The sequence below is a fragment of the Endozoicomonas sp. ALE010 genome, from assembly GCF_049310165.1.
Taxonomy (GTDB): Bacteria; Pseudomonadota; Gammaproteobacteria; order Pseudomonadales; family Endozoicomonadaceae; genus Endozoicomonas.
Genome location: NZ_JBLYNV010000035.1, coordinates 1 through 21419, shown reverse-complemented (window position 1 = coordinate 21419; position 21419 = coordinate 1). Strand labels below are relative to the sequence as shown.

Genomic DNA, 21419 nt, shown 5'->3' with positions numbered 1-21419 from the left:
GACTGAGGACAAAACAGTAGAGAATTTTAATGGGTCTTAACACTCACCAACCAAGGTAGTCTCCCTGAGCAATTGATCAAGTTTCTCTTTATTGTCAATGGATAATTCACCCACGAGCTTGTTTTTATACTGACTGATAGTCTTATGAATTTCTTTATGTGACAAAAGCAGTTGACGTAATGCTGCAAACCGACAGTCAAAAAGCCAGTCATATAAATGAATATCTGAATATCGTACTGAATGATTGTCCTGATGGTCTTCAGTATCATCACAATCAGATTTCTCATTAATCTCTAGCTCTAGTGCTAATGATTCAAAATAATCCAGATCTGATTCCAGTAACCCAACCCCGGCAAAATCGGTGCTTGCCGCATTGTAAACAGCGTCCATATGACGCATGAAAGAATTTTTACAAGAGTGCGCAAAATGTTCACAGGGCTGGTAGACAAAAGGACGAAGGCTCCTATCCGGAGGATAAATATCTCTGACTTGTTTCAACCACCCTTCCAATTTCTTTTTATTTTGCTTACTCAAGTTGCTGGCAATGATTTCGACGGTGTTATCAATGAGATAAAAAACATCCGAAAAACTTGTTAACAGTTTACAGATATCCTTTGCGTGTTTTTCCATTAATGCATCCGAAACCGCGCCTTTCAGAGCATCAATATTTCCTGGAAAATGGTATTTATAGGCAGCTTTCAAGACAAAAGCACACAATTCAAGCTTTCGATAATAATCGATATTTCCGGCAAAAACATCGAAACACATGGAAAGCAGGGACTGACCATAACGATCGAGGCGGTTCAGGGCCAGCCCTTCCTTTAACAGGTAAAGAAGTACATCGGAATCAAAGTAGAAGTTACAGTAATACATATCCCTGACAAACTCATTGAAAGGGAGTATGCCTTCACTGAAGCAGTTATTGATATCTAACCCATAGCGGGTAAGGAAGTACAGTTTTTCACTGGTAAGCTGTTGATTTTCGATCATTGCATGAAGCGGACTGTAATGATACCTGTTGTCGGCGTCACCGATACTGGCTCCCGAGCGCAACAGAAGCACCGCTATACCAACCCATGCTGATGAACTGAGCGCCTCGGACAGGGCTGTTTTCCTGTCGTTGTTAACTGCATCAAGGATTTCCGGGCTGCCATTGACCTTTTCCAGCAATATTTCCAAAAGCTCCGGGGTAGCTCCAACATTGCAGGCGAGGTGTAATGGTGTGTTACCAGCGCGATCAGGAAGCAGTGAGGCCCCACGGCTCAAAAGCAATTTCACCACCGTATCAGGATGCACAGGGTGCAGCGTTTCCGGCTCCCTGTGATAGAGACAGCTCGCTTTACAGAACTGATGCAACAGGGTTTGCTGCGCCTGGTTGATGGGCTGATTGATATCAACCCCCTCTTTACTCAGATACCATTGCAGTTGCTCCAGTATATTTGGGTTAAGTTCTTTCAGCGGAGAACGCCAATACACCATCTCTCGGGGCCCAAACGCTGAAGTCCGGGTTATATACCGGGCTTTTTTCGCATGAATATCAACACTCCGGTTCTGTAACAACGTATCTAATTCCTGAATGTCAGCATCATCACGAAACAGCGTATCGCATCGACAATCAGAGGAACGGATGAGTCGTGTATTGGGGTTCTCGCACACGACCAACTGACGACCATTGAATACCTCGGCAGTGCAAGGCTGCATGGACAGGTGGTGACAGACCAGAACGGATGAAGCAGTGGGCGTGAATAACTTGAGATGTTCAGGAGTGACGGAAGTCATAGTAAATATTTTAAAGTGCGTTTTTTATACATTTCATTTAAAAATGTTCACTCATAAAAGTCCGTTAAAAAAATACTGGCTGTCTCCCGAATATGACCAGAAGCCGAGTCTGGTATAAAAACGGGAATAATCAAGTCTTTCCTGTTTACTGACTCATTCTGATTTTTCCTGCTAAACAAGTTTCTGCTGCATTTCAAGTACTTCCTTTGTTTTATCAGAGCCAATTGATGGGGCTGCTACAGCCGCCAATTGCTGTTGGGACTGCCGGAAAGACAAGGGATGCCAGAGTGATCGTGATAACGCTTGCCCTGCTGGTAATGTCGGAACAGCCCGCTTAATGGCCTTATAGCTTGCGTAGGCACAAAGGGCATACGAGCCGACTCCCACTGCCAAGACAGCGGGTATAGCGAACAAGGCATAGGCTGAGAGTTCGCTGGAGGTGTCTGTCGGGTGTTCAAATTCTGTATAGTTAGAACTGGTTTCAAGAATGGTTTGTGTGGGGGTTGTGAATTGTTCCGACGTTGTGAGTTGTTCCGGTGTTGTGAGTTGTTCCGGTGTTGTGAATTGTTCCGACGTTGTGAGTTGTTCGGGCGTTGTGAGTTGTTCCGACGTTGTGAGTTGTTCGGGCGTTGTGAATTGTTCCGACGTTGTGAATTGTTCCGACGTTGTGAGTTGTTCCGACGTTGTGAGTTGTTCGGGCGTTGTGAGTTGTTCAGGCGTTGTGAATTGTTCCGACGTTGTGAGTTGTTCGGGCGTTGTGAATTGTTCCGACGTTGTGAGTTGTTCGGGCGTTGTGAATTGTTCCGACGTTGTGAGTTGTTCGGGTATTGTGGTTTGTGCTGGTGTTGTAAAAGTACTGCACCCCCGCTCATCCGAGTGATCAGCACAATCGTAATCTCCATCGCATATAACATAGGAAGGAAGACATTCACCGTTATTGCAAATAAACCGCCCTAACTTGCTGCATACATCCTCTGTGCAGTTATCTAGATGGGAGCCATCATCACATTGCGTGTTCGCACCAGAAAGTCCACTACATTGAAACCTTAACGAAATACATTTGGTGCCGTCAGCACAAATAAACCGCTTTAATTGGTTACATACATCCGGTGTGCAGTAGTCTTCATCGGAGCCATCCTCACAATCCATATAACGCACTCCCTTACTTCCATCACATTGATGCTCCTTACCGATGCACTCGCCATTGTCACAGGTGAATTGATCATCTGCGCATGCCGCCTGAGGCTCTGTGGTTGGGTCGGGCGTCGGGGGAGAGGCAGAAGCTGTCATTGCTTCTGGCGTTGTTGTTTGTGCAGACGTCGTTGTTTGTGCAGACGTTGTTGTTTGGCTGGATGTCGGGGTTTGAACGGAAGCTGTTATTGCTTCTGGCGTTTTGGTTTGGCCAGGAGTTGTAAAGGTTGAGGGTGTCAATTCCGTATCGATAGCAGTAGTTACAGGGGTAGTTGTTGCAGGTAAGGTTGAGTGAAATTGACTGGATCTGGATGCCGCTTGAGCCATCTGCTGCTGATTATACAAAGCCGCAAAAAACAGCATTGATTGTTTTAGCCCCGGTGCCACAGCACCAACATAGGGTGAATTCATCACCTCGCTGAAAGCAAAACCTGCCGCACGGCGCATCAAAATTGTGCCTGCCTTCAGGGCAACACCGGCAAGTTGCCTTACCTGATAGTCAACGATCGGTTTGTGTTCATGCTTCTGCGCCAAATCATTCCCACACAGGATATACCCCTGGCAAACACTGAGACCTGCCTTCTTAGAGGTTTGTGCGGCCATGGTTTGAGGGTTGAATGCGTTTGGTAAGGAAGAATCAATTTTCATTTGATAACCTTTTGGATAGACAGATCATCCCTCCATGCAAATATACCCATGGCATGATGTGCAGTTACCAGAACAGGACTGTTGATTATTGAGCGCCTTTCTGGTCAGTCGCCAAAGGCTAACCAATCCATGGGTTATGGCAGTAAAATAGATGTTTTTCTAATACTTGCCGCAAATATTTAATATCGTTAAAGCTGAGCACGCAGCGAAGCAGCAACAGGCCCTGACAACACCCAATTTTTATCTTCAATTAGTCTCTGTTTATACGTTGTATGGTTGGCATGTGCAGAGTTATGGTTCTGTTGCTGTATCCTATTCCTCCTGTATTTATCCGATAAGGTTCGCTCAGAGAATCTCCATATAATTTGGCCAGGAATGCACCTATCATACACCCTTCAACCGCATACCCTGCACAGCAACCAATAACACCACCAGCAGCAGCGCCAACTAATTCGGGCTTGCCAACACCTGGATAGATAATATCAAAACTGTAAACGTTATTATTTTGAGGTTGCATATCAATGGACTCTTTGATTGGGTTTCTGGAGGTTTACAGTTTCTCTATAAAATAACCAACAAAGCGGAGTAGTCATTTTTCTGAACCTGACTGCTGGATAATAATACACTGTAGATTTCCGTGTTTTACCAGCCTCCGGCAGTCAACGAGAAACTGAGTTGATAATATTGACCGTTGAATCATTGAATGGTTCAATCTTTGCAAGTATGGAAATACAGCTTTCAAAGACCCTCGGGCATTTGAGCATTCGACTACTCAAGTCCAAACGGAATATACTCGGCCCTTATGACAATCTCATCATTAAATTTATAAATAGGTTTGCCAAGATCCTTTTGATCCGATTTAAGCATCATTAAAGTAAAGAAATCTACAGTTACCGTTCGTGCTTGATGTTCGTCATAACAAGATTGAACTTGTACCACTCTATTTTTCGAGTTCACTGGTATAACAGTTGATATGTCCTTTTTTTGATGGTCTTCGATGGTATGTCTTCTATCCAGTAGTGAAACCTTTATTCCTCCGGATACCGGCCAGGTCAGTTTTTCGTCATGCTTGCCTGGCATAACCTGTGCACAAACTGTCGCCCTGGTATGATTTGATTGGTAGGTACCTTCGAAATCCAGAATGAGTTTGAAGCAGTATCCTTCATCTGACGTATAAAAAACCGGGCTATGTAATACATGATCACTGTGTCGGGTACCGTTAACTAATTGTTTGCAATTTCGGATGGGCCAGCTGATCAGGCCGCTACCTTCGATCACGTCGTATGGTGAATTTAAAAAATTGGGTTTAATCTGAGCGGCTGACAGCACATCTATCGTTGTTTCGCTATTGGAATCCAAATAGCAGGATTGATAATCCCACTTCGGGGGTTGTAAACTGGACAGACTGCAAAATTCTTTAAAGCCTACGAGAGGATGTGGGGTCTTCCCCGGGGATCTTCGGCACTCACCCGGAGCTCTTGATAGATGAATCGTCCTTATAATGTCTTTCTTATGTTTGCTGTGATCTTTCATAATAAATTTCATGGATTCACTGCAGGGCCATTCGGCTTTGCCATCATTGCCTCCGTTGATCACACGAACATACAAAGACAGGTATTCATGACTTTGTTTCACTAATAACAACTGAAAGGTATGGTTGTTGATTTGGAATGGCTCACTCTTCTGTATTACCCCACCCGTTTTATTTAAGTTTTCAGCATGATCAAATTGCCATGAATAGACAACATCCCCAACTCCTGCTGATGCAGATGGTTGAGCGACAGTTGCCGGTGGAACCACCTTTGATACATTATCCATTTTGACCTTCGGCGGTCCGGCTTTCGTTTCGATGTTGGAGGTATGGCTGTCATATCCGGAACGTACGGACAATTGTTGGTCATTAACAATTGTGCTTATGACGGTTGACAATGAGCAATTCTCAGATTTAGCTGTTTCCAATTCCACATCAAGTAATTTGATTTTCTGGCTTTGTGACTGGACTTGCTCTGTCAGCCTCTTATTTTCCTGAATCGTATTCTCCAGTTCTTCCTTTAAGGCGTCTGAATCAGTGTTACTTTCAGGCTGTATTTTTATGTTGTGTTTATATCGCTCTTTTAAGTATTTTATTTCTTCTGTCAGATACTTTTTTGATGTTGGTCCATTACAGTTATAGACATGAACTTTCTGATAATTTTGAAACTCCCCTTTCCAGCTGCATTGTGGTTCCAGGCACTCGACAATAAGACCATTGATCTCCCTCGCATAAGCTGCATCGACAAAAATATCTTTTATATTTATGCGGCTGTTACATTCAGCCAGGGGGCAGGTTATCTCTCTGTCTTTAATATTTTTTTCTATGCATGGCTTACAAATAATGTGTCCGCATGGCAGCTGATAAGGATCGGAAAGAATATGTGGCCTTGGCTCTGAATATAAACAGGCAAACTTTTTTTGCTTGGAAGGATCCAGAATCAGAGCCGGTGGATACGGATAGACACGTTCAAATTCAGGCATTGGTGTATCACGATTCAGTGTTCCTGATAATGTGTTCATATTGAAATACCTGAGTTCAATGTCAACGTGTTTGTTTGACCTGTTTTCTTCAACCAGGTTCCCTGTATTTTTATTCCAATCGATATCGCCATCACAGCTCTTGCAAAGGCTATTACCATTGAACCCTGGTCATCACGCTCCTTGTTCCGTGTGTACGAGAATGCAGCAAGTCCGTGTATTTGGACGTTCATTAATAAGTCCCATCTTTTATTGCATTTTGAACATTAATAGCTTGAGACATTAACTTTAGCATCATAGACTTTGCGCGAACGCTTTATTTTATCATGATGCTTTTCCGCCCAGGAAACCAACTGATACAGGGGTTTTACTAAATCTTTGCCCATTCTGGTAACCTCGTACTCTACTCTTACTGGCACTTCAGGGTATACAGTTCTGGTAACATAACCTTCTCGCTCAAGGTCTCGGAGTGTTTGAGTAAGCATACGCTGTGAGATGCCTACTACTCTGTATTTAATAGAGTTAAACCTGTCAGGACCCTCGACCAGTGCAAATAAAATGAGTACTGACCATTTGTCGCCTATCTGAGCCACAACATTACGAATAGGACAGTCTTCGGTGTTATAAAATACCCGCTTTTTGTCTTTATCTCTGTTTTCGCATTTTACAGTCATACCACAGCCCTTTTGCCAAGATAGGTCAGAGGGTTACCAAAATGTGCCTAGATGACATTTTGGTACCTTCTTGTAGAGCAGGTTACTAATATATACCATGATATTCAAATAACATGCTGAACAACCAACGACATTGGAAGGAGCACTATATGTGGAAGACCATTGCATCAACTCTGCTACTGTTGGTAAGTCTTACTGCACCTGCGGGTAATGCAGACGAGTTGATTATAAACCTGCAATCTTTACAAAAAAATGATTGGACAGAGCAAGAGTTGGCTAATGCTACTTTAATTACGGACTTCGTACAAAATCTGATGAATAACCATAATTTTGATTACATTCTCGAGAAGTATAACGATAGCTCGTATGTTCAACACAATCGTAATTTACCTGATAAAGTCACTGGCCTGGTTGGCTTTTTAAAAGAGTTTGTTGAGGATTATCCCGATTACACCTATGACGTGAAGCATATTTATGTTGATGGTAATTACGTAATTTTTCACTCACATGCTACTTTGAAGAAAGAAGACAGGGGTAATGATAAAAAAGGAATGAATATTGTTGATACTTGGCGGCTTGAAAATGGCAGGATCGTTGAGCACTGGGACTCAATTCAAGCACTGGACGGCTTTATGCGACTTTACTCTCTAATTAACGGTGGCGATATTAAGAACAATAACGGCGTCTTCTGATTTTACATTATATAGGTGCTTACTGTTGCACATTAAGTACCTACCCCCGCTTGTTCGGCGCAGTCCACACGAAGAAGTTGTTGTTATAAGAATTTCACTCGGAGTACTTTCGTAAATTGGCAGGTAGAAATTTATCCATCTCTTGACTAGAAAAGTCATTTTTCCATTTGCTGTAATACAGGTAAATATATGCAAGCCCAGAGCTCACTAGCGATAGCAAAATCACCCATTGGAAGCAGTAGAGAAGTTAATACTTCCCAGGAAAGTCAAGCACTCGAATTTAAATTTTCAAATTACAAGGTGATGCATTTAATCGGCTCAGGAGCAAATGGCAAGTGCTTTGTTGCTAAAAAACAGGATGCCGATGAATATATTGCAATAAAAAGAACGAAAAAAGATATAGGATGCTATGAAGTTGAATGTTTGAAACAACTTAACCCCCATACAAACATAGTACGTCTTTTAGGTTTTCAGGACACAGCAACCTCATATTATCCATATAATATCGCATTAGAGTTGGCTGACTGTGACTTGGCTGACATGATAGGTTTATTTGGTATAGACTCTATCACCCTGAAACCTGATCAAATTGCTCACATTTTCAAAAACATTATCGCAGGATATTTATATATAAGAGAGAAAGACCTTATAGATTATGTGGATCTAGATGATTCTAATACACTGTATTTTTCTAAAGATTGTCATTTCAAAATATCAGATTTTAATAATAAAATAAAAATAGATAGTGATCCAGAAAGAATAAGGTCACTTTCTTACATACTTTATAAAATAGCATCAAAATTTTCTCATAAGTGCAAAGCAATCCAATCTGCAAATCAGAGAGCAGTATGTCAACCTTTTTGTCGTGAAGCCAATACCTCCACTCCATTATTAAGCAAAAATAATTGGCAGAGTGTTCTAACAAGACGTGAAACGGAAATTATTTTAAAGATGTTTGAGTTAAAAACAAGCTTTAGTGAATTAAATGAATACATATTAGAGTTAGAAGGTAGATCCTCACCCTTTGAAAAACCACCATCGTTAAAGCCAATGCGTATGATTTGATGCTGCCTTATAACCGGGATAGAGCAGAGCTTTATGACTCTGCTCCTTTCACACTATGAGCCATATAGATCACGTAGCATCGTGGTTCAAATTACTTTGTTTTCATCTTGCTGCCAGTTATGGCAGCCCAAGATTATTGAAATATCTGTTTGACAATGAACGGGTTAACACCGGACTGCTGTAATGCAGTGATCGGGAGACATTCATCCTGTATAAAATAGCGTTCAGCAGAAGTGCTCTGATTTAAGATTATGCTTGAGTAAGTGATTAATATTTCAAGCGTATCTGAACCACTTCCAGTTTTGAATTTATCTTTTACTGAAGAAGCAATAAAACTTGGCGTTCCATTTACAGATGCATCCATTCTTTGAAAACCCCTTGGAATATAGAAAATCTTTGAGAGAAAATCTATAAAAGGTCGGCGCTTATGGGCTTCTTCATTAGATAGCACCAAGCAGGATGGTCTCAGTGGCTTCAAATTAATGATCGTTGAGCTGATCAATCCCTGCGAGCAGGAAATCGGCCAGTCACTGGTTGCCGTTGATACCGTTGGTGTCGGCATAGGTGACCTCGTCCTGGTCGCCAGAGGTGGTGCTGCCCGAAAAGCTATAAACCCTTGCGAAGGCCCGGTTGACGCAGCGATTGTTGGCATTGTCGATAATATGGAGGTGAGCCGCCTGATTACCCGACAAAACCTGCACGACTTCGTTTCTGATTGATTTCCCCCATGATCCGTGAGATATACCTACTCGTATAAACAGAAAAGTTTTAAACCTTGATACTATCAGGTTTAAAAAACATAAAAGTACGATGAGGTACTCCCATGTCTGAAAAACCATTCGATTCTGAAAAGCGTGGCCCCACCCGGCGTCGGTTTTTACAACTGGCCGCAGCCTCCGCGCTTATTCCCCTTCTTAATATTCCCAGCCGCCAGGCCCGGGCTGATGCGCTCCCCGCACTTGATGAGTCCAACCCTACCGCAATAGGGCTTTCCTATAAGAAGACACAGGCAGACGCTAAATCCATAGATGGCTACCAGGAAGGACGAAAGTGTGAGAATTGCGCGCTCTATACCCCGGATAACCAGGGTTGCAGGCTTTTTCCGGCAAACTCCGTAGAACCGGAAGGATGGTGTAAAGCCTGGGTGCCAAAACCTGCCTGATGCTGTTGAGTTAGTAAAGAACACCACTAATACCCACACCCTCGTTCCTTCAAAGAAACCCGGGAACGAGGTAATTCTCTGCTATTCTCAACGCATCAAAAATAATCAGAAGTTGTCCTTATGAACCACGATAAAGACAGTGATGCGCTCTGGAATGCTATTCATCAAATAGAGATCAGCGTTAAAAACTCACAGAATGATATTAAAAAACTGTTCCTGCACAGTGTGCGGCAAGAAATAGCGATCGAAACACTCAACAAAAAGGTGGATGCCCACCAGCTGGAAAACCGTGAACGCTTCAACAGGATTGAAAATCGTCTGGATACGGTTGAAAACCGACTCGATAGAGTTGAAAGCAGGCTCGACAAGATTGAAAGCCGACTCGATAACATTGATAACCGACTCAATAACATTGATAACCGGTTTGACAAGGTTGAAGAGACACTCGCCATTATTATGAACCACCTCAAGCCATGATCTGTAGTAAGGAATTGCCCCGAAATAATTTCCACATTTTGGACTCGATCTCCGTTCATCCTGAGTGCTGAGCTTGTCGAAGTATCGAAGGGTGATTGGCACAATACATGAGGCCGGAGTTCACGCCCTTCGATACTTCGACAAGCTCAGCACTCAGGACGAACGTAGTTTTGAAACTCAGAAATGTGGAAATTATTTCAGGACAGCTCCTAACCAGGATCTGGTTCCCACGCTCTTGGGTCCTTCACTCCATTGCCCAACAATACCCTACCGATAAGCCTCCCTCAGCGGCGGCTCTATCAGGCTATCAAATGTTTACAGCGCGTTCAGATGATTAATACACCACCGGGCCCGCTTCAGGATGGCATTCCTGTCCGCTGAGCCCTTTTTGTCCCACCCTTTATAAACCAGGGCGGTCCGTGGATTGCTCTGCAACATCTCCCGGTGTTTCTCCATAAAATGCCAGTAAAGACTGTTTAAAGGGCAGGCACTTTCTGTCTCTTTTTCCTTCACCTGGTAAACACAGCCTGGGCAATAGTCACTCATTTTCTGCACATAATTACCACTGCCTGCATAGGGTTTTGATGCCACCATGCCGCCGTCGGCATACTGCGACATGCCCCGGGTATTGGGCAGCTCTACCCACTGAATCGCATCGATATAAATGCCCAGGTACCACTGGTCGACCTGATCAGGATCAATACCCGCCAGCAGGCAGAAGTTGCCGGTAATCATCAACCGCTGAATATGATGCGCATAGGCATACTGCAATGACTGAGTAATGGCATGGCGCATACAGTTCATTTGTGTCTGACCGGTCCAGAACCAATCAGGCAGATCGCTGGTCGCTTTCAGGTAGTTCATGGACTCGTAGTCCGGCATATTGCTCCAGTAGACACCCCGAATATATTCACGCCACCCCAGGATCTGACGGACAAAGCCTTCTATTTGCGCCAGTGAAATCGCTTCAGGGTTTTCCCGCCAGGCGCTGATCGCCTTATCGATCACCTGTTTCGGGTGGAGCATTTTGGTATTCAGGGCAAAGGAGAGCCGGGAATGGTAAAGACTCCACTGATGGTCACTGTTCGCGGTCATGGCATCCTGGAACTGACCAAAATGCGGCAAGCAATGGGTGCAGAAATAATTGAGTAATGTTAATGACTGCTGGCGTGTAATCGGCCAGAGCAGATGAGTGCTAATATCACCAAAGCTCTGTACCTTATGGCGTTTCAGCCGCTCCAGTACTGACGCGGTTGAACTGGCAAACATTAAGGGTTCCGGGATCGCATCAATATCAGCAGCTTTGAGCTTACAGCGATTATCTGCATCATAATTCCATTGCCCGCCTTCCGGCTGGCCATCATGCATCAGGACATTATGCTGCTGGCGCATCTTTCGGTAGAACGTTTCCATTCTGCCGGGCTTACCGGGCTTGAACCGTTTGCCAAGCGCCTCAAACGGAACCAGAAAGTGTTCGGTATCCCACTCTTTTTTAAAGAGGGCTTTATCGGGTTCAAAATCTCTTAACTGTGCCAGCAAACGGTATTCATCAGGCCTCTGGTATTCAAAACGGGTCACTGCATATTGCTGGCACAGGTGAAGAATCAATGATGGCAGGTCGGCAAAGTCTTTGGTTTCATCCAGCGTCAAATGCAGAACCTGATGCCCCGCTTTCTGCAATGCCGTGGCAAATTGTTCCATGGCGAGAAAGAAGCCACAGATTTTTTGTACATGGTGCTTAACGTAACCGGTTTCCTGAAGCAGTTCGGCAATCACATAAATACACTCGTCATCCTGCTTGCTGAACCAGCTATGGCGGGCGTTGAGCTGGTCTCCAAGAATCAGCCTTAGGGTAGAGTAGTGTTTATTGTTTTTCATCAATCACCCGGTTTCGTTGAGATCGGCAGCGCCTTGAACAGTAGCGAACCTCCTCCCAACAGCGCTCCCACTTTTTTCGCCAGGTAAAAGGACGATGGCAGACGGGACATTGCTTTTGTGCGGTTCGATCAACCTTGTTGTCAGCAGTTCTTGCTCTTTGAGAGTGCTTCATGCCTACTTTACGTTAAATTGACCGGTCCGGCTCAGAACAACCTCATCGTTACTCTCCATGTCCAAAGAATATTCAAGGCAACTCAACACCGGGTATTCAGTAAAAGTCAGGGCATTGTTATACCACAGAAACATCATATTCACCGGCAGAGGCATTGACAGATCAGGATTCATAAACTTGACTGGACAATTCGTGATCTGGCTATGATGGCTGCCTGGCCAGACATTCTCAATCTCTTTTAATAAATCAAAAATTGAGGACAATTGATGTCTAATCCTCTGAGTCCCAACTTTTGCGGTCATACCCCGAACAATACTCAGCCGATACCTGACGCGGCGGCAAATCCCTGCTCTGCAGGATTTGGTCCCCACCGTATCACCAGCACTGACGGCGGGACAACCGGATGGCTTGATTCTGGACTTGAACTACCTGAGGGTGGTGATGTCAACAAAATGCTGGGAGACTCTCGGATTACGACAGTGTCCGAGGCTGACTGCAGGCAACAACTCAACCCGTCACATTCATTGCCCCTGCCCGCATCCGAAATCCTGAGTGTGCCTGCTAATGCTGCTTCAGTAACGTGCTGTGAAGGCGAAGACCAATCTCTGCAACCCGCCCAGACAGCAGCAAAAAATATTCGTGGGACCGGTTCAGATGCCACGGCCTCAGGCCCTGAGTCAGAGGCAACCGGACTGGATCATAGAGGCTGCGACCACAGGCACACCGACGCATGCTGGAAGGATACCCGATGGATCGAACTGAACCAGAAAAGGTTTGATGAAGCCGATCAAAGGGCGCGCTCCCGGTTGTATTCATACTTACCCTTGGCAACGGTAACGCGGCTGGATCAGAAATATCAACTGGAGTCAGGTTTTTACCTTCCGGTCATAAGAGATGATCGGGAGGAAACAAGCCACAGCCGCATCAAAATAACACGGTGCAGTGACGGTCAGGTCCTGGTGGATCTCATTCGGCATGGCTTGAACCCAGTACACAATTTCTTTCAGTGCAAGAACCAGGACTGGGTTTTGACGGGTAAGTCAGTATATTCAACGCTTCTGGTCAATCTATCCACTGGAATACATTACCCACAACGGGGCGATCATTTCAATTTGCTTAATTTTTGCTGGGGCCAGGCCATTCCCAGTCCCGATGGGAATACGCTGGCCGTCAATGGACAGTTTCCGCGTTACAGTAGTAGTGTAGCGCTGCAGTTTTTTGATTTCTCCAATCCTGAAGAAGGCTTCAGAATGCTGAAATCAGAACGCTACTTTTATCCACTCCTTGCAGAGTACACTGTGCCAACCTGGGACTTCAGCCGTGACAATGAAACAGTCATTACCTTTAACGCGGAGGAAGAGGAATACGTTGACACGGACGATTTGAGAAAAAAAAGAGTCTTCACCGTCTACTCGGTCACTTTACGCCGGGCAGGTGACCGGATGGTCGAAGAACGGAGAGAACAGATCAAGAAAAGTTGACTGTAGAATTGGCTACTGACTGAAAGTGATTATATTTGATCTCGTGATCGTTGACAGGCTCTACCCCGTTTGAATTTTTCATTAACAAGCTGGTCAGAGTCGCTAACTAAAACTAATCTCTCATTTAACCGGTTCTATTTCAAATACTTACATTGCGAAAACTGCTATCCCAATGGATATATCGCCGTATGCCGGTTATCCCCGAAACCTGTTAGATCCCCCCCCCTTTCAAAAGGCACGACTTCCACCTGACCCAGGGCTTTCAGATCCCATGCTGAGCTATCAACACCACTACCACGCGGGTAATCAAGAAAATAAAGGGCACCCAAAAATTTGCTCAGGTTGTACTGAAGCACAGTACTTAATTCAATCGCTTCTTTCTCGGTCAGGCCTTAATTAGAATAGTGCCTCATTAAACCGGCAACCACTTTACACGTCGCTTGTATTATATGTAGAATCGAATCACAAAAATAAATAAAAGTTCATACTGGAGTTGACGTTGTCTTTTAGGGATGAGTTGTTGAAGCGAGTTTGCAATCGAGCAGTACATCTCTTGATTCTGTCGGCTATGATTCCTTTACCAATGTCAGGCTACGCTAATACTCCTAACCCCACCAATGAAATCCAGCGCCAGCAAGAGCGTGAAGAGGTAATTCGTAAACAACAAATCCCTGAACCGGATGTTCGCCTGCAAATTCCACAGGCCGTCGCTGAATCCTTACCTGAAGAAACCAACTGTTTCATGATCGACATTATCCGTTTAACCGGTGATGAAGCAGATCAGTTCCAGTGGGCTCTTTCCGCTGCGGATCAGCCGGGTGACGAGGCCCTTGGCCGCTGTCTTGGTGGCCAGGGCGTCAACCTGATCATGAAACGTATCCAGAATGCCATTATCAAAAAAGGCTATGTAACTACCCGGGTGCTGGCGAAGCCTCAAGACCTAAATAATGGTGAGCTTGAATTATTCATAGTGCCAGGCCGCATCAAATCTATCCGTTTCGATAATTTTTCCCAGCGCGGCACCAATCTATGGACAGCATTCCCAGCATCGCCCGGAGACTTATTGAACCTGCGAGACATTGAACAAGCCCTGGAGAACTTACGACGCCTGCCCACTGCAGAAGCGGATATCCAGATTGTGCCGGGAGCACAACCGGGAGAAAGTGACCTGGTCGTCTTATGGAAGCAAAGGCAACCGCTTCGATTCAGTCTCTCCGCTGATGATTCCGGCAGTGAAGCGACAGGTCGCTACCAGGGATCTGCCACTCTCTCTGTCGACAATCCCTTCCTGTTGAATGATCTGTTCTATGCCTCATTCTCCAATGATCTGGGCGGTGGCGATTCAAGAGACTATGGAACAGAAGGCTACTCACTGTATTACATGATTCCCGTGGGGTATTGGACACTGAGTTTTTCTTTCGGCAAGAGTGAGTATCATCAGACCGTCGCTGGTGCCACAACCGATTATATCTACCGTGGTGACAGCGAAACTGGCAGCGCCAAGCTTTCACGATTGCTCTATCGAGATGCGACCCAGAAGCTTACCCTGGGCGTTGAAGGATGGACTAAGCGCTCCAGCAATTACATAGACGACACCGAAGTATTGGTTCAACGCCGCCGCACCGCAGGATGGGCTGCGGATATTCAGCATCAGGCGTTTATTGGTCAGAACGTTCTCAATGTCTCAGCGGCCTATCGCCGGGGAACGGGTGCCTTTGATACCATGCCCGCACCGGAAGAAGCCTTTAACGAAGGGACCTCCCGTTTTACCTTGATTACTTTAAATGCCGGCTTACAAGTTCCCTTCACCTATTCCGGACACCAGTTCAGCTACTCCCTGGGTTACCGTGGCCAGTGGAACAAAACCCCTCTGGTACCACAGGATCGATTTTCTATCGGTAACCGATACACCGTGCGGGGTTTCGATGGTGAAGCCACACTCTCTTCAGAGCGGGGATGGCTGATACGAAATGACCTGGGCTGGCACCTGCCCAATACACGACAGGAACTGTATCTAGGTCTGGATTATGGCCGAGTCAGTGGCCCATCAGTTGAAAATCTGCTTGGTCATCAACTGGCGGGGACAGTCCTTGGCTTAAGGGGCTCTTTGTTTGGTATCGCCTACGACACCTTTGCAGGCATGCCATTGGATAAGCCCGATGGTTTTGAAACCCCTGGTATGACGCTTGGCTTTAACCTGAACTGGAGTCTTTGACATGAGCAAGGATGGCCTGGTTTACATTGCACCACAACTGAACCACTGTTCGTTCAATGAAGCCGAAGTGCTTGGCTCCATTACCTGGTTATGGATGCACTCCAAAGCACACCAGAACCTGCCCTTGAATACCCTCCCCCGCTTACTGTTGCCCGTATTGAAGACGCAACAGTTTGTACTGGGCGTTGACGCTGGCAAACCAGTTTTCTTTCTCTCCTGGGCACTGTTTGATGAAGCTGCAGAGCAGCGATACATCAACCAAAACCCGGTGCGTATGCCTGCTGAAGACTGGTTGTGTGGAGAACGGCTGTGGATATTGGATGTAGTTGCTCCATTTAGTGAACTGAAACGCCACTCACAATTCATGAGCAAAACCCTGCTGGGCAATCATTGCTGGCGACACCTTTACCATAACCACGAACGTTCTGGCATGCTCATCAAAGAGTTCAGAGGGCGAAATATGTCGCTGACTGACGCACGGCAATGGTCAGATTTACACCCGTTAAAACACATACCAGCAAATTGCAGGTATTTAAAAATCGGTGATCTGCGCTAAGGACAATAATTTTCAAATTATAAAAACACGTGGCATAAGGATATGAACAAGCACCTCTACCGAATCATCTTCAACAAAGCCCGTGGTCAGTTAATGGTTGTGGGCGAACTCGCCAAAAGCAGTTGCAAAGCACCAGGTACTCGCTCATCAACACCCAGTAACGCTGCTCCCTCTTTGTTTGCAGGTCAGCTGAAAGCCGGGGCACTGGTTTTCATGCTCAGCATGCTATGGCACGCCCCAGTTCATGCCCAGATTATTGCAGATAGCAATGCTCCGGGTAACCAGCAACCCATCGTCACCTCATCTGCTGCGGGAGTGCCGGTGGTTAACATTCAAACTCCCAGCGGCCAGGGCGTTTCCAGGAACCAGTACAGCCAGTTCGATGTTAACGCCAAGGGTGCCATTCTCAATAATGCTCATAATAATGTGCAAACCCAGCTGGCCGGTTGGGTGCAGGGCAACCCGTTAATGGCTGGCGGGTCTGCCCGTGTCATTTTGAATGAAGTAAACTCCAGCAATCCCAGCCTGCTCAATGGCTTTGTGGAAGTGGCCGGTCGACGGGCAGAAGTGGTGATTGCCAACCCGGCGGGGTTATCCTGCGACGGTTGTGGTTTTATTAATGCCACCCGATCCACACTGACCACCGGAACGCCAGAATTCAATAATGGGCAATTGTCCGGTTACCGGGTGACTGGTGGAAATATAGAAATTACTGGCCAGGGGCTGAATGACCGGTCTTCCGATTATACTGACCTCATTGCCCGGGCCGTAAAAGTGAATGCGGGCGTCTGGGCCAATGATCTCGCTATTCAAACCGGTACACAACGGGTTAATAGCCGCCGACAGACCATTGAACGTCTGTCATCTATCGCGGGTAAGCCTGATTACTCCATTGACGTCGCCAGCCTCGGCGGCATGTATGCCGGAAAAATTACGCTAAAAGCCACAGAAAATGGTGTCGGAGTGCGCAATGCCGGCACCATTGGCGCCAGTGCAGGCAATGTTGAGCTCACCGCTGACGGCCAACTGGTCAACCGTGGAAGCATCACAGCACATACCTCGCTCTCTATCTCAAGCAGTGGAGCCATTAATAATCAGAATGGGGTTCTGGCTGCCACCAATGAGTTAAACCTGAACAGCCACTCAATCAATAACAACTCTGGAACCATAGCATCCACCAGTGGTGACCTGACCTTGACCACCTCTGGCCAGCTCACCAACAATCAGGGACGAATTGAATCGGCCAGGCAGTTGACCGCCAGTACAGGGGACTTTTTAAACGACAACGGATTAATTCAGGCAGGTACCCTGAGCATTAACACAGGTTCAAAAGACCTGAGCAATATTTCTGGTGAGATCAATGCCAGCGACTCCCTGGACATTGACAGTGCCCGTATCAACAACCAAATGGGTTCAATCCGTTCTGGCAATGTTCTGAATATTCAGGCCGATCTCATCGACAATAGCGGTACACAATCTGGCGATCAGGGGATCTCCGGGTCTGAAGTTACCCTCAACACGAAAACATTAAACAACCAGCAAGGTCGTATTCAATCATCTGGAAATACCGATATCACGGCGAGTCATGTTATTGATAACAGTGATGGTCTTATTTCCAGCAGCGGTGATCTCACGATAGCTGACGCCTTTCAGATCAGTCGGGCGTTTTTCAACCTCGGCAATCAACAATCTTTCACCAATACCGGTGGTACCCTGATTGCCAACCAGAACCTTAACCTCCGTACCGGCACCTTCAGTGGTGATGGTCGTATGCTATCTCAAGGAGATCTCTCACTGGATCTTGGTGCCGACCTGATTCAAACCGGCATTATTCAAGCGACGGGCAATCTCACACTCACCAGCAGTGGTCTGTTGACCAACCAGGGTCAACTACTGGCTGGATCAGGCTTGAACCTGACGGCAGAAAACCTGACCAATAGTGCACAAGGTGAGATCAGTGCCCAAGAAACCCGCATCACTGCAACCGGTACAGTTATTAACTACGGTCTGATTGATGGGGTCACCACTTATCTCTCTTCACGACAGTTACAGAATATCGGTACCGGTAGAATCTACGGCGATCAGGTTCAGCTGAGTACGCACACTCTTATCAACCGTGAAGAAGACAATCACTCTGCTGTTATTGCTGCACGACAGTCGATGAATATTGGTACTTATACCCTCACCAACCGCGAACATGCACTTATTTTAAGCCTTGGCGATTTAAGCATTGGAGGGGAGCTTGATGGCAGTGGCAATTCTACCGGAAAAGCCACACTCATCGATAACAAAAGTGCAACCATTGAATCCCTGAACGACCTTACGATCAATGTAACTACCCTGAATAACACCAACGAACATTTCAGTACCGAACAAAGAGAGATCAGCCGGGAGCAAATTAAGGAGTATCAGCTTTCTGGTCAGTCACAACGTTATACGCCTGATCAGATATCCACCTACCGTGATGAAGTACTGCACCTGGTCACGCCCACTGGCACCAGAGACAACTTCAACCTGTATGAATACCAGCGCATCGTCATGGAAGATGTCGTTCTATCGTCTGACCCGGGTCAATTACTGGCCAGTGGTGCTATCACCCTGAATGTGGATACACTCTTAAACGATTTGAGTATTATCCAGGCCGGTGGTGACCTGACAGGTGTCGTTGGAAGCCTGACCAATACCGATGTACCGGGGCAGCGTCTAATCAGTGACTCCGGTAAAGTTACCAATTACTGGCGAGACAAGCAGAAAGGCACCGATGATCAGGGCAGGTCCGTTTCCGGATATAACCCCGCCACAAAAATTGAAGATATCAGCCTCTCACCCACCCGTTATGAAGGCAACACAAAACCTACGGGCAGTGGTACGACTGTGGATGACCGTGGAGACCATCAGGTAACAGAAACCGCAACATCTCCCACAAGCGGTGGACTTGTATTGCTACCGGATAATAGTCTTTTCATCGTCTCCCCCAACCCTGCTGCCAACTTTCTGGTACAAACAGACCCTCAATTCACCAACCGCAAACAGTGGCTCAGCTCCGACTTCCTGTTGGAACAGGCCAAATACGACCCGGCCACCACTCAAATGCGCCTGGGTGATGGCTTTTACGAACAGAAACTGATTCGTGAGCAGGTGGCACAGCTGACCGGCCAGCGTTTTCTGGAAGGCTATGCCAGTGATGAAGATCAATATCGCCAGTTGATGCTATCGGGAGCAACCTTCGCCGAAGAAGTACAGCTCAGGCCTGGTATTGCCCTCAGTGATGCCCAGATTTCACAGCTCAGCAGCGACATTGTCTGGTTGGTGGAAGAAACCGTCACTCTGGCGGATGGCAGCCAGCAGCAGGTGCTGGTGCCTAAAGTCTATATGCGGGTTCAGGAGAATGACCTGTCGCCTACAGGCTCACTGCTGGCCGCTGATAACCTGAAACTGGAACTGAATAACAACCTGCTGAACAGCGGCACCATCAGCGGGCGAACCAGCGCAGAGATCACGGCGGACAACATTAATAACAACGGTGGTCGTATTGCCGGTGGTGAAGCCACCCTGACCGCCAGAGACAACATCAACAATCTGGGCGGCACCATCACTGCAGAACAACGCCTGACGCTGGATGCCGGGCAGGATATCAATAGCGTCAGCACCCTCCGCTCCAGCAGTAACGAACAGGGTTCCAACACTTCCATCAGTCGGGTGGCGAGTATCTACGTATCGGGCGACAGTGATGGCCTACTACTGGCTTCTGCCGGGAATGATCTGAACCTGATCGCTTCCTATCTGGGTAATGAGAGTGACAATGGTGACACCCGGTTAACGGCTAATAATGACATTACTCTGGGTACAGTGACTGAGTCGTCTGATATGTCCATCGTATGGGACAGCGACAACTGGCGAAAAGACGCCCATAGTCGTGAGATTGGCAGCCAGGTTAATGTGACCAATGATATAGAAATCACAGCAGGCAGAGACTTTGCCGCCACTGCCGCCAATATCACCAGTAGTAGCGGCAATGCTTCGATCGCTACAGGCAATGACCTCACCTTCAAAGAGGGCCGAGCCACCGTCTTTGTGGATGAGGCGCACAAGCATACCGGCAGTAACGGTATGTTCTCAAAAACCACCGTAACCACCCGGGATACCCTGAATCAGGATCAGGCAATCGGCTCAAACCTCAGTGCCGAATCTCTGGATTTGCAGGCCGCTAACAACCTGGCCTTCCGGGGCAGCAGTGCCGTTGCCACCGGCGACACCACCCTTCAGGCAAACAATATTGTTCTTGAAGCCGCAAAAAACACCCAGCAACAACAGAACCTTGAAGATAAAAAGAAAAGCGGCCTGTTCAGTGGCGGCGGCACTGGCGTCACGATAGGTTCACAGCAGCAAACTCTCGATACCCTGCAAACATCCACCACGTTAAGTGGCTCCACCGTGGGTTCCATAGAAGGCAATGTAACCATGGTGGCCAGCAATGAATATCGCCAGACGGCTAGTGACGTTAATACACCGGCCGGGGATATCTCTGTCGATGCTAAAAATATTATCGTCGAGGCAGGCCACAACAAAAACAGCACCGTAGAAGAACAAAGCTTCAAACAGACCGGTGTGACCCTGAGTGTCACCAGCTCAGTGCTGACGGCCTTACAAACCGCAGAACGGATGAAAGAGCTGGGTGAAGACATCGACAACAGTCGCCTGAAGGTATTGGCAGGTGCTACCGCCGCGCTCTCAGCCAAACAAGCCTACGATGGTGCCGTGGCAGCCTCTCAGGCTACCACAGCAGAAGGTGCCGCCGATGCGGCCGGTGTGGGCATCAGTATCAGCCTGGGTTCCAGCCAGCAAAGCAGCACTACCAAACGCACCAGCAGTGAAGCGCAACAATCCGCCATGGTCTCCGGTGGCAATATCAACCTCA

Annotated in this window: 18 protein-coding genes; 9 read left to right on the top strand and 9 right to left on the bottom strand. The window is 46.7% G+C overall.

Translation table 11 applies throughout. From position 1 onward, the window contains the following. Positions 1–36 precede the first annotated feature (36 nt). The 5 genes from ACO6UY_RS14870 to ACO6UY_RS14850 form a co-directional block, all read right to left on the bottom strand. Positions 37–1779: an ankyrin repeat domain-containing protein gene (locus tag ACO6UY_RS14870; protein WP_422466533.1), complete on the bottom strand. Its 1743-nt coding sequence runs from the start codon at positions 1777–1779 to the stop codon at positions 37–39. 171 nt (positions 1780–1950) lie between these two features. Next, on the bottom strand, positions 1951–3618 hold the full coding sequence (locus ACO6UY_RS14865) for a hypothetical protein (protein WP_422490430.1): 1668 nt from the start codon (positions 3616–3618) through the stop codon (positions 1951–1953). Between the two features lie 250 nt (positions 3619–3868). Then, positions 3869–4135 (bottom strand): hypothetical protein, encoded by a 267-nt coding sequence (locus ACO6UY_RS14860; RefSeq protein WP_422462538.1) that lies wholly within the window; start codon positions 4133–4135, stop codon positions 3869–3871. Positions 4136–4386: 251 nt separating this feature from the next. Further along, positions 4387–6171, bottom strand: coding sequence for a hypothetical protein (locus ACO6UY_RS14855; RefSeq protein WP_422490428.1), 1785 nt, complete (start codon positions 6169–6171; stop codon positions 4387–4389). A 224-nt stretch (positions 6172–6395) separates the two neighbouring features. Then, positions 6396–6803, bottom strand: a complete 408-nt coding sequence (locus ACO6UY_RS14850) for a winged helix-turn-helix transcriptional regulator (RefSeq protein WP_422490426.1) — start codon at positions 6801–6803, stop codon at positions 6396–6398. A gap of 149 nt (positions 6804–6952) precedes the next feature. On the opposite strand from ACO6UY_RS14850, the gene ACO6UY_RS14845 reads away from it, so the two are divergent. Together ACO6UY_RS14845 and ACO6UY_RS14840 are read left to right on the top strand one after the other, a co-directional pair. Then, positions 6953–7495 (top strand): nuclear transport factor 2 family protein, encoded by a 543-nt coding sequence (locus tag ACO6UY_RS14845; RefSeq protein ID WP_422443939.1) that lies wholly within the window; start codon positions 6953–6955, stop codon positions 7493–7495. Positions 7496–7684: 189 nt separating this feature from the next. Next, a complete protein-coding gene (locus ACO6UY_RS14840) occupies positions 7685–8560 on the top strand; it encodes a protein kinase domain-containing protein (RefSeq protein WP_422443941.1) in 876 nt (291 codons plus the stop codon). A 133-nt stretch (positions 8561–8693) separates the two neighbouring features. Here ACO6UY_RS14840 and ACO6UY_RS14835 read toward each other — a convergent pair whose 3' ends face one another. After that, on the bottom strand, positions 8694–8924 hold the full coding sequence (locus ACO6UY_RS14835; protein ID WP_422443943.1) for a hypothetical protein: 231 nt from the start codon (positions 8922–8924) through the stop codon (positions 8694–8696). A gap of 28 nt (positions 8925–8952) precedes the next feature. Between ACO6UY_RS14835 and ACO6UY_RS14830 the strand changes: the two genes are divergently transcribed. The 3 genes from ACO6UY_RS14830 (at position 8953) to ACO6UY_RS14820 (ending at position 10199) form a co-directional block, all read left to right on the top strand. Continuing rightward, positions 8953–9279, top strand: a complete 327-nt coding sequence (locus ACO6UY_RS14830; RefSeq protein WP_422462596.1) for a EutN/CcmL family microcompartment protein — start codon at positions 8953–8955, stop codon at positions 9277–9279. A gap of 104 nt (positions 9280–9383) precedes the next feature. After that, complete coding sequence (locus ACO6UY_RS14825) at positions 9384–9722, top strand: high-potential iron-sulfur protein (protein WP_101746178.1); 339 nt, start codon at positions 9384–9386, stop codon at positions 9720–9722. A 120-nt stretch (positions 9723–9842) separates the two neighbouring features. Further along, the gene (locus ACO6UY_RS14820; RefSeq protein WP_422443945.1) at positions 9843–10199 is read left to right on the top strand and encodes a hypothetical protein; all 357 of its coding nucleotides are present in this window, start codon (positions 9843–9845) and stop codon (positions 10197–10199) included. A 315-nt stretch (positions 10200–10514) separates the two neighbouring features. Here ACO6UY_RS14820 and ACO6UY_RS14815 read toward each other — a convergent pair whose 3' ends face one another. The 3 genes from ACO6UY_RS14815 to ACO6UY_RS14805 are packed head-to-tail and all read right to left on the bottom strand — an operon-like array spanning position 10515 to position 12422. Beyond that, complete coding sequence (locus ACO6UY_RS14815) at positions 10515–12077, bottom strand: cryptochrome/photolyase family protein (protein ID WP_422490425.1); 1563 nt, start codon at positions 12075–12077, stop codon at positions 10515–10517. Further along, on the bottom strand, positions 12064–12249 hold the full coding sequence (locus ACO6UY_RS14810) for a DUF2256 domain-containing protein (RefSeq protein WP_422443949.1): 186 nt from the start codon (positions 12247–12249) through the stop codon (positions 12064–12066). Before ACO6UY_RS14810 ends, ACO6UY_RS14815 begins: the two co-directional genes overlap by 14 nt. Positions 12250–12251: 2 nt before the next feature. Then, positions 12252–12422: a hypothetical protein gene (locus ACO6UY_RS14805; protein ID WP_422443951.1), complete on the bottom strand. Its 171-nt coding sequence runs from the start codon at positions 12420–12422 to the stop codon at positions 12252–12254. Positions 12423–12515: 93 nt separating this feature from the next. Here ACO6UY_RS14805 and ACO6UY_RS14800 point away from each other — a divergent pair, with 93 nt between their 5' ends. From ACO6UY_RS14800 to ACO6UY_RS14785, 4 genes are all read left to right on the top strand, one after another. After that, on the top strand, positions 12516–13730 hold the full coding sequence (locus ACO6UY_RS14800) for a hypothetical protein (RefSeq protein ID WP_422490423.1): 1215 nt from the start codon (positions 12516–12518) through the stop codon (positions 13728–13730). Positions 13731–14313: 583 nt separating this feature from the next. Next, a complete protein-coding gene (locus ACO6UY_RS14795; RefSeq protein WP_422490421.1) occupies positions 14314–15945 on the top strand; it encodes a ShlB/FhaC/HecB family hemolysin secretion/activation protein in 1632 nt (543 codons plus the stop codon). Position 15946: 1 nt separating this feature from the next. Beyond that, the gene (locus tag ACO6UY_RS14790; RefSeq protein WP_422463662.1) at positions 15947–16501 is read left to right on the top strand and encodes a toxin-activating lysine-acyltransferase; all 555 of its coding nucleotides are present in this window, start codon (positions 15947–15949) and stop codon (positions 16499–16501) included. A gap of 42 nt (positions 16502–16543) precedes the next feature. Next, positions 16544–21419 (top strand): filamentous hemagglutinin N-terminal domain-containing protein (locus tag ACO6UY_RS14785; RefSeq protein ID WP_422490419.1); only part of this gene is annotated, 4876 nt, incomplete at its 3' end.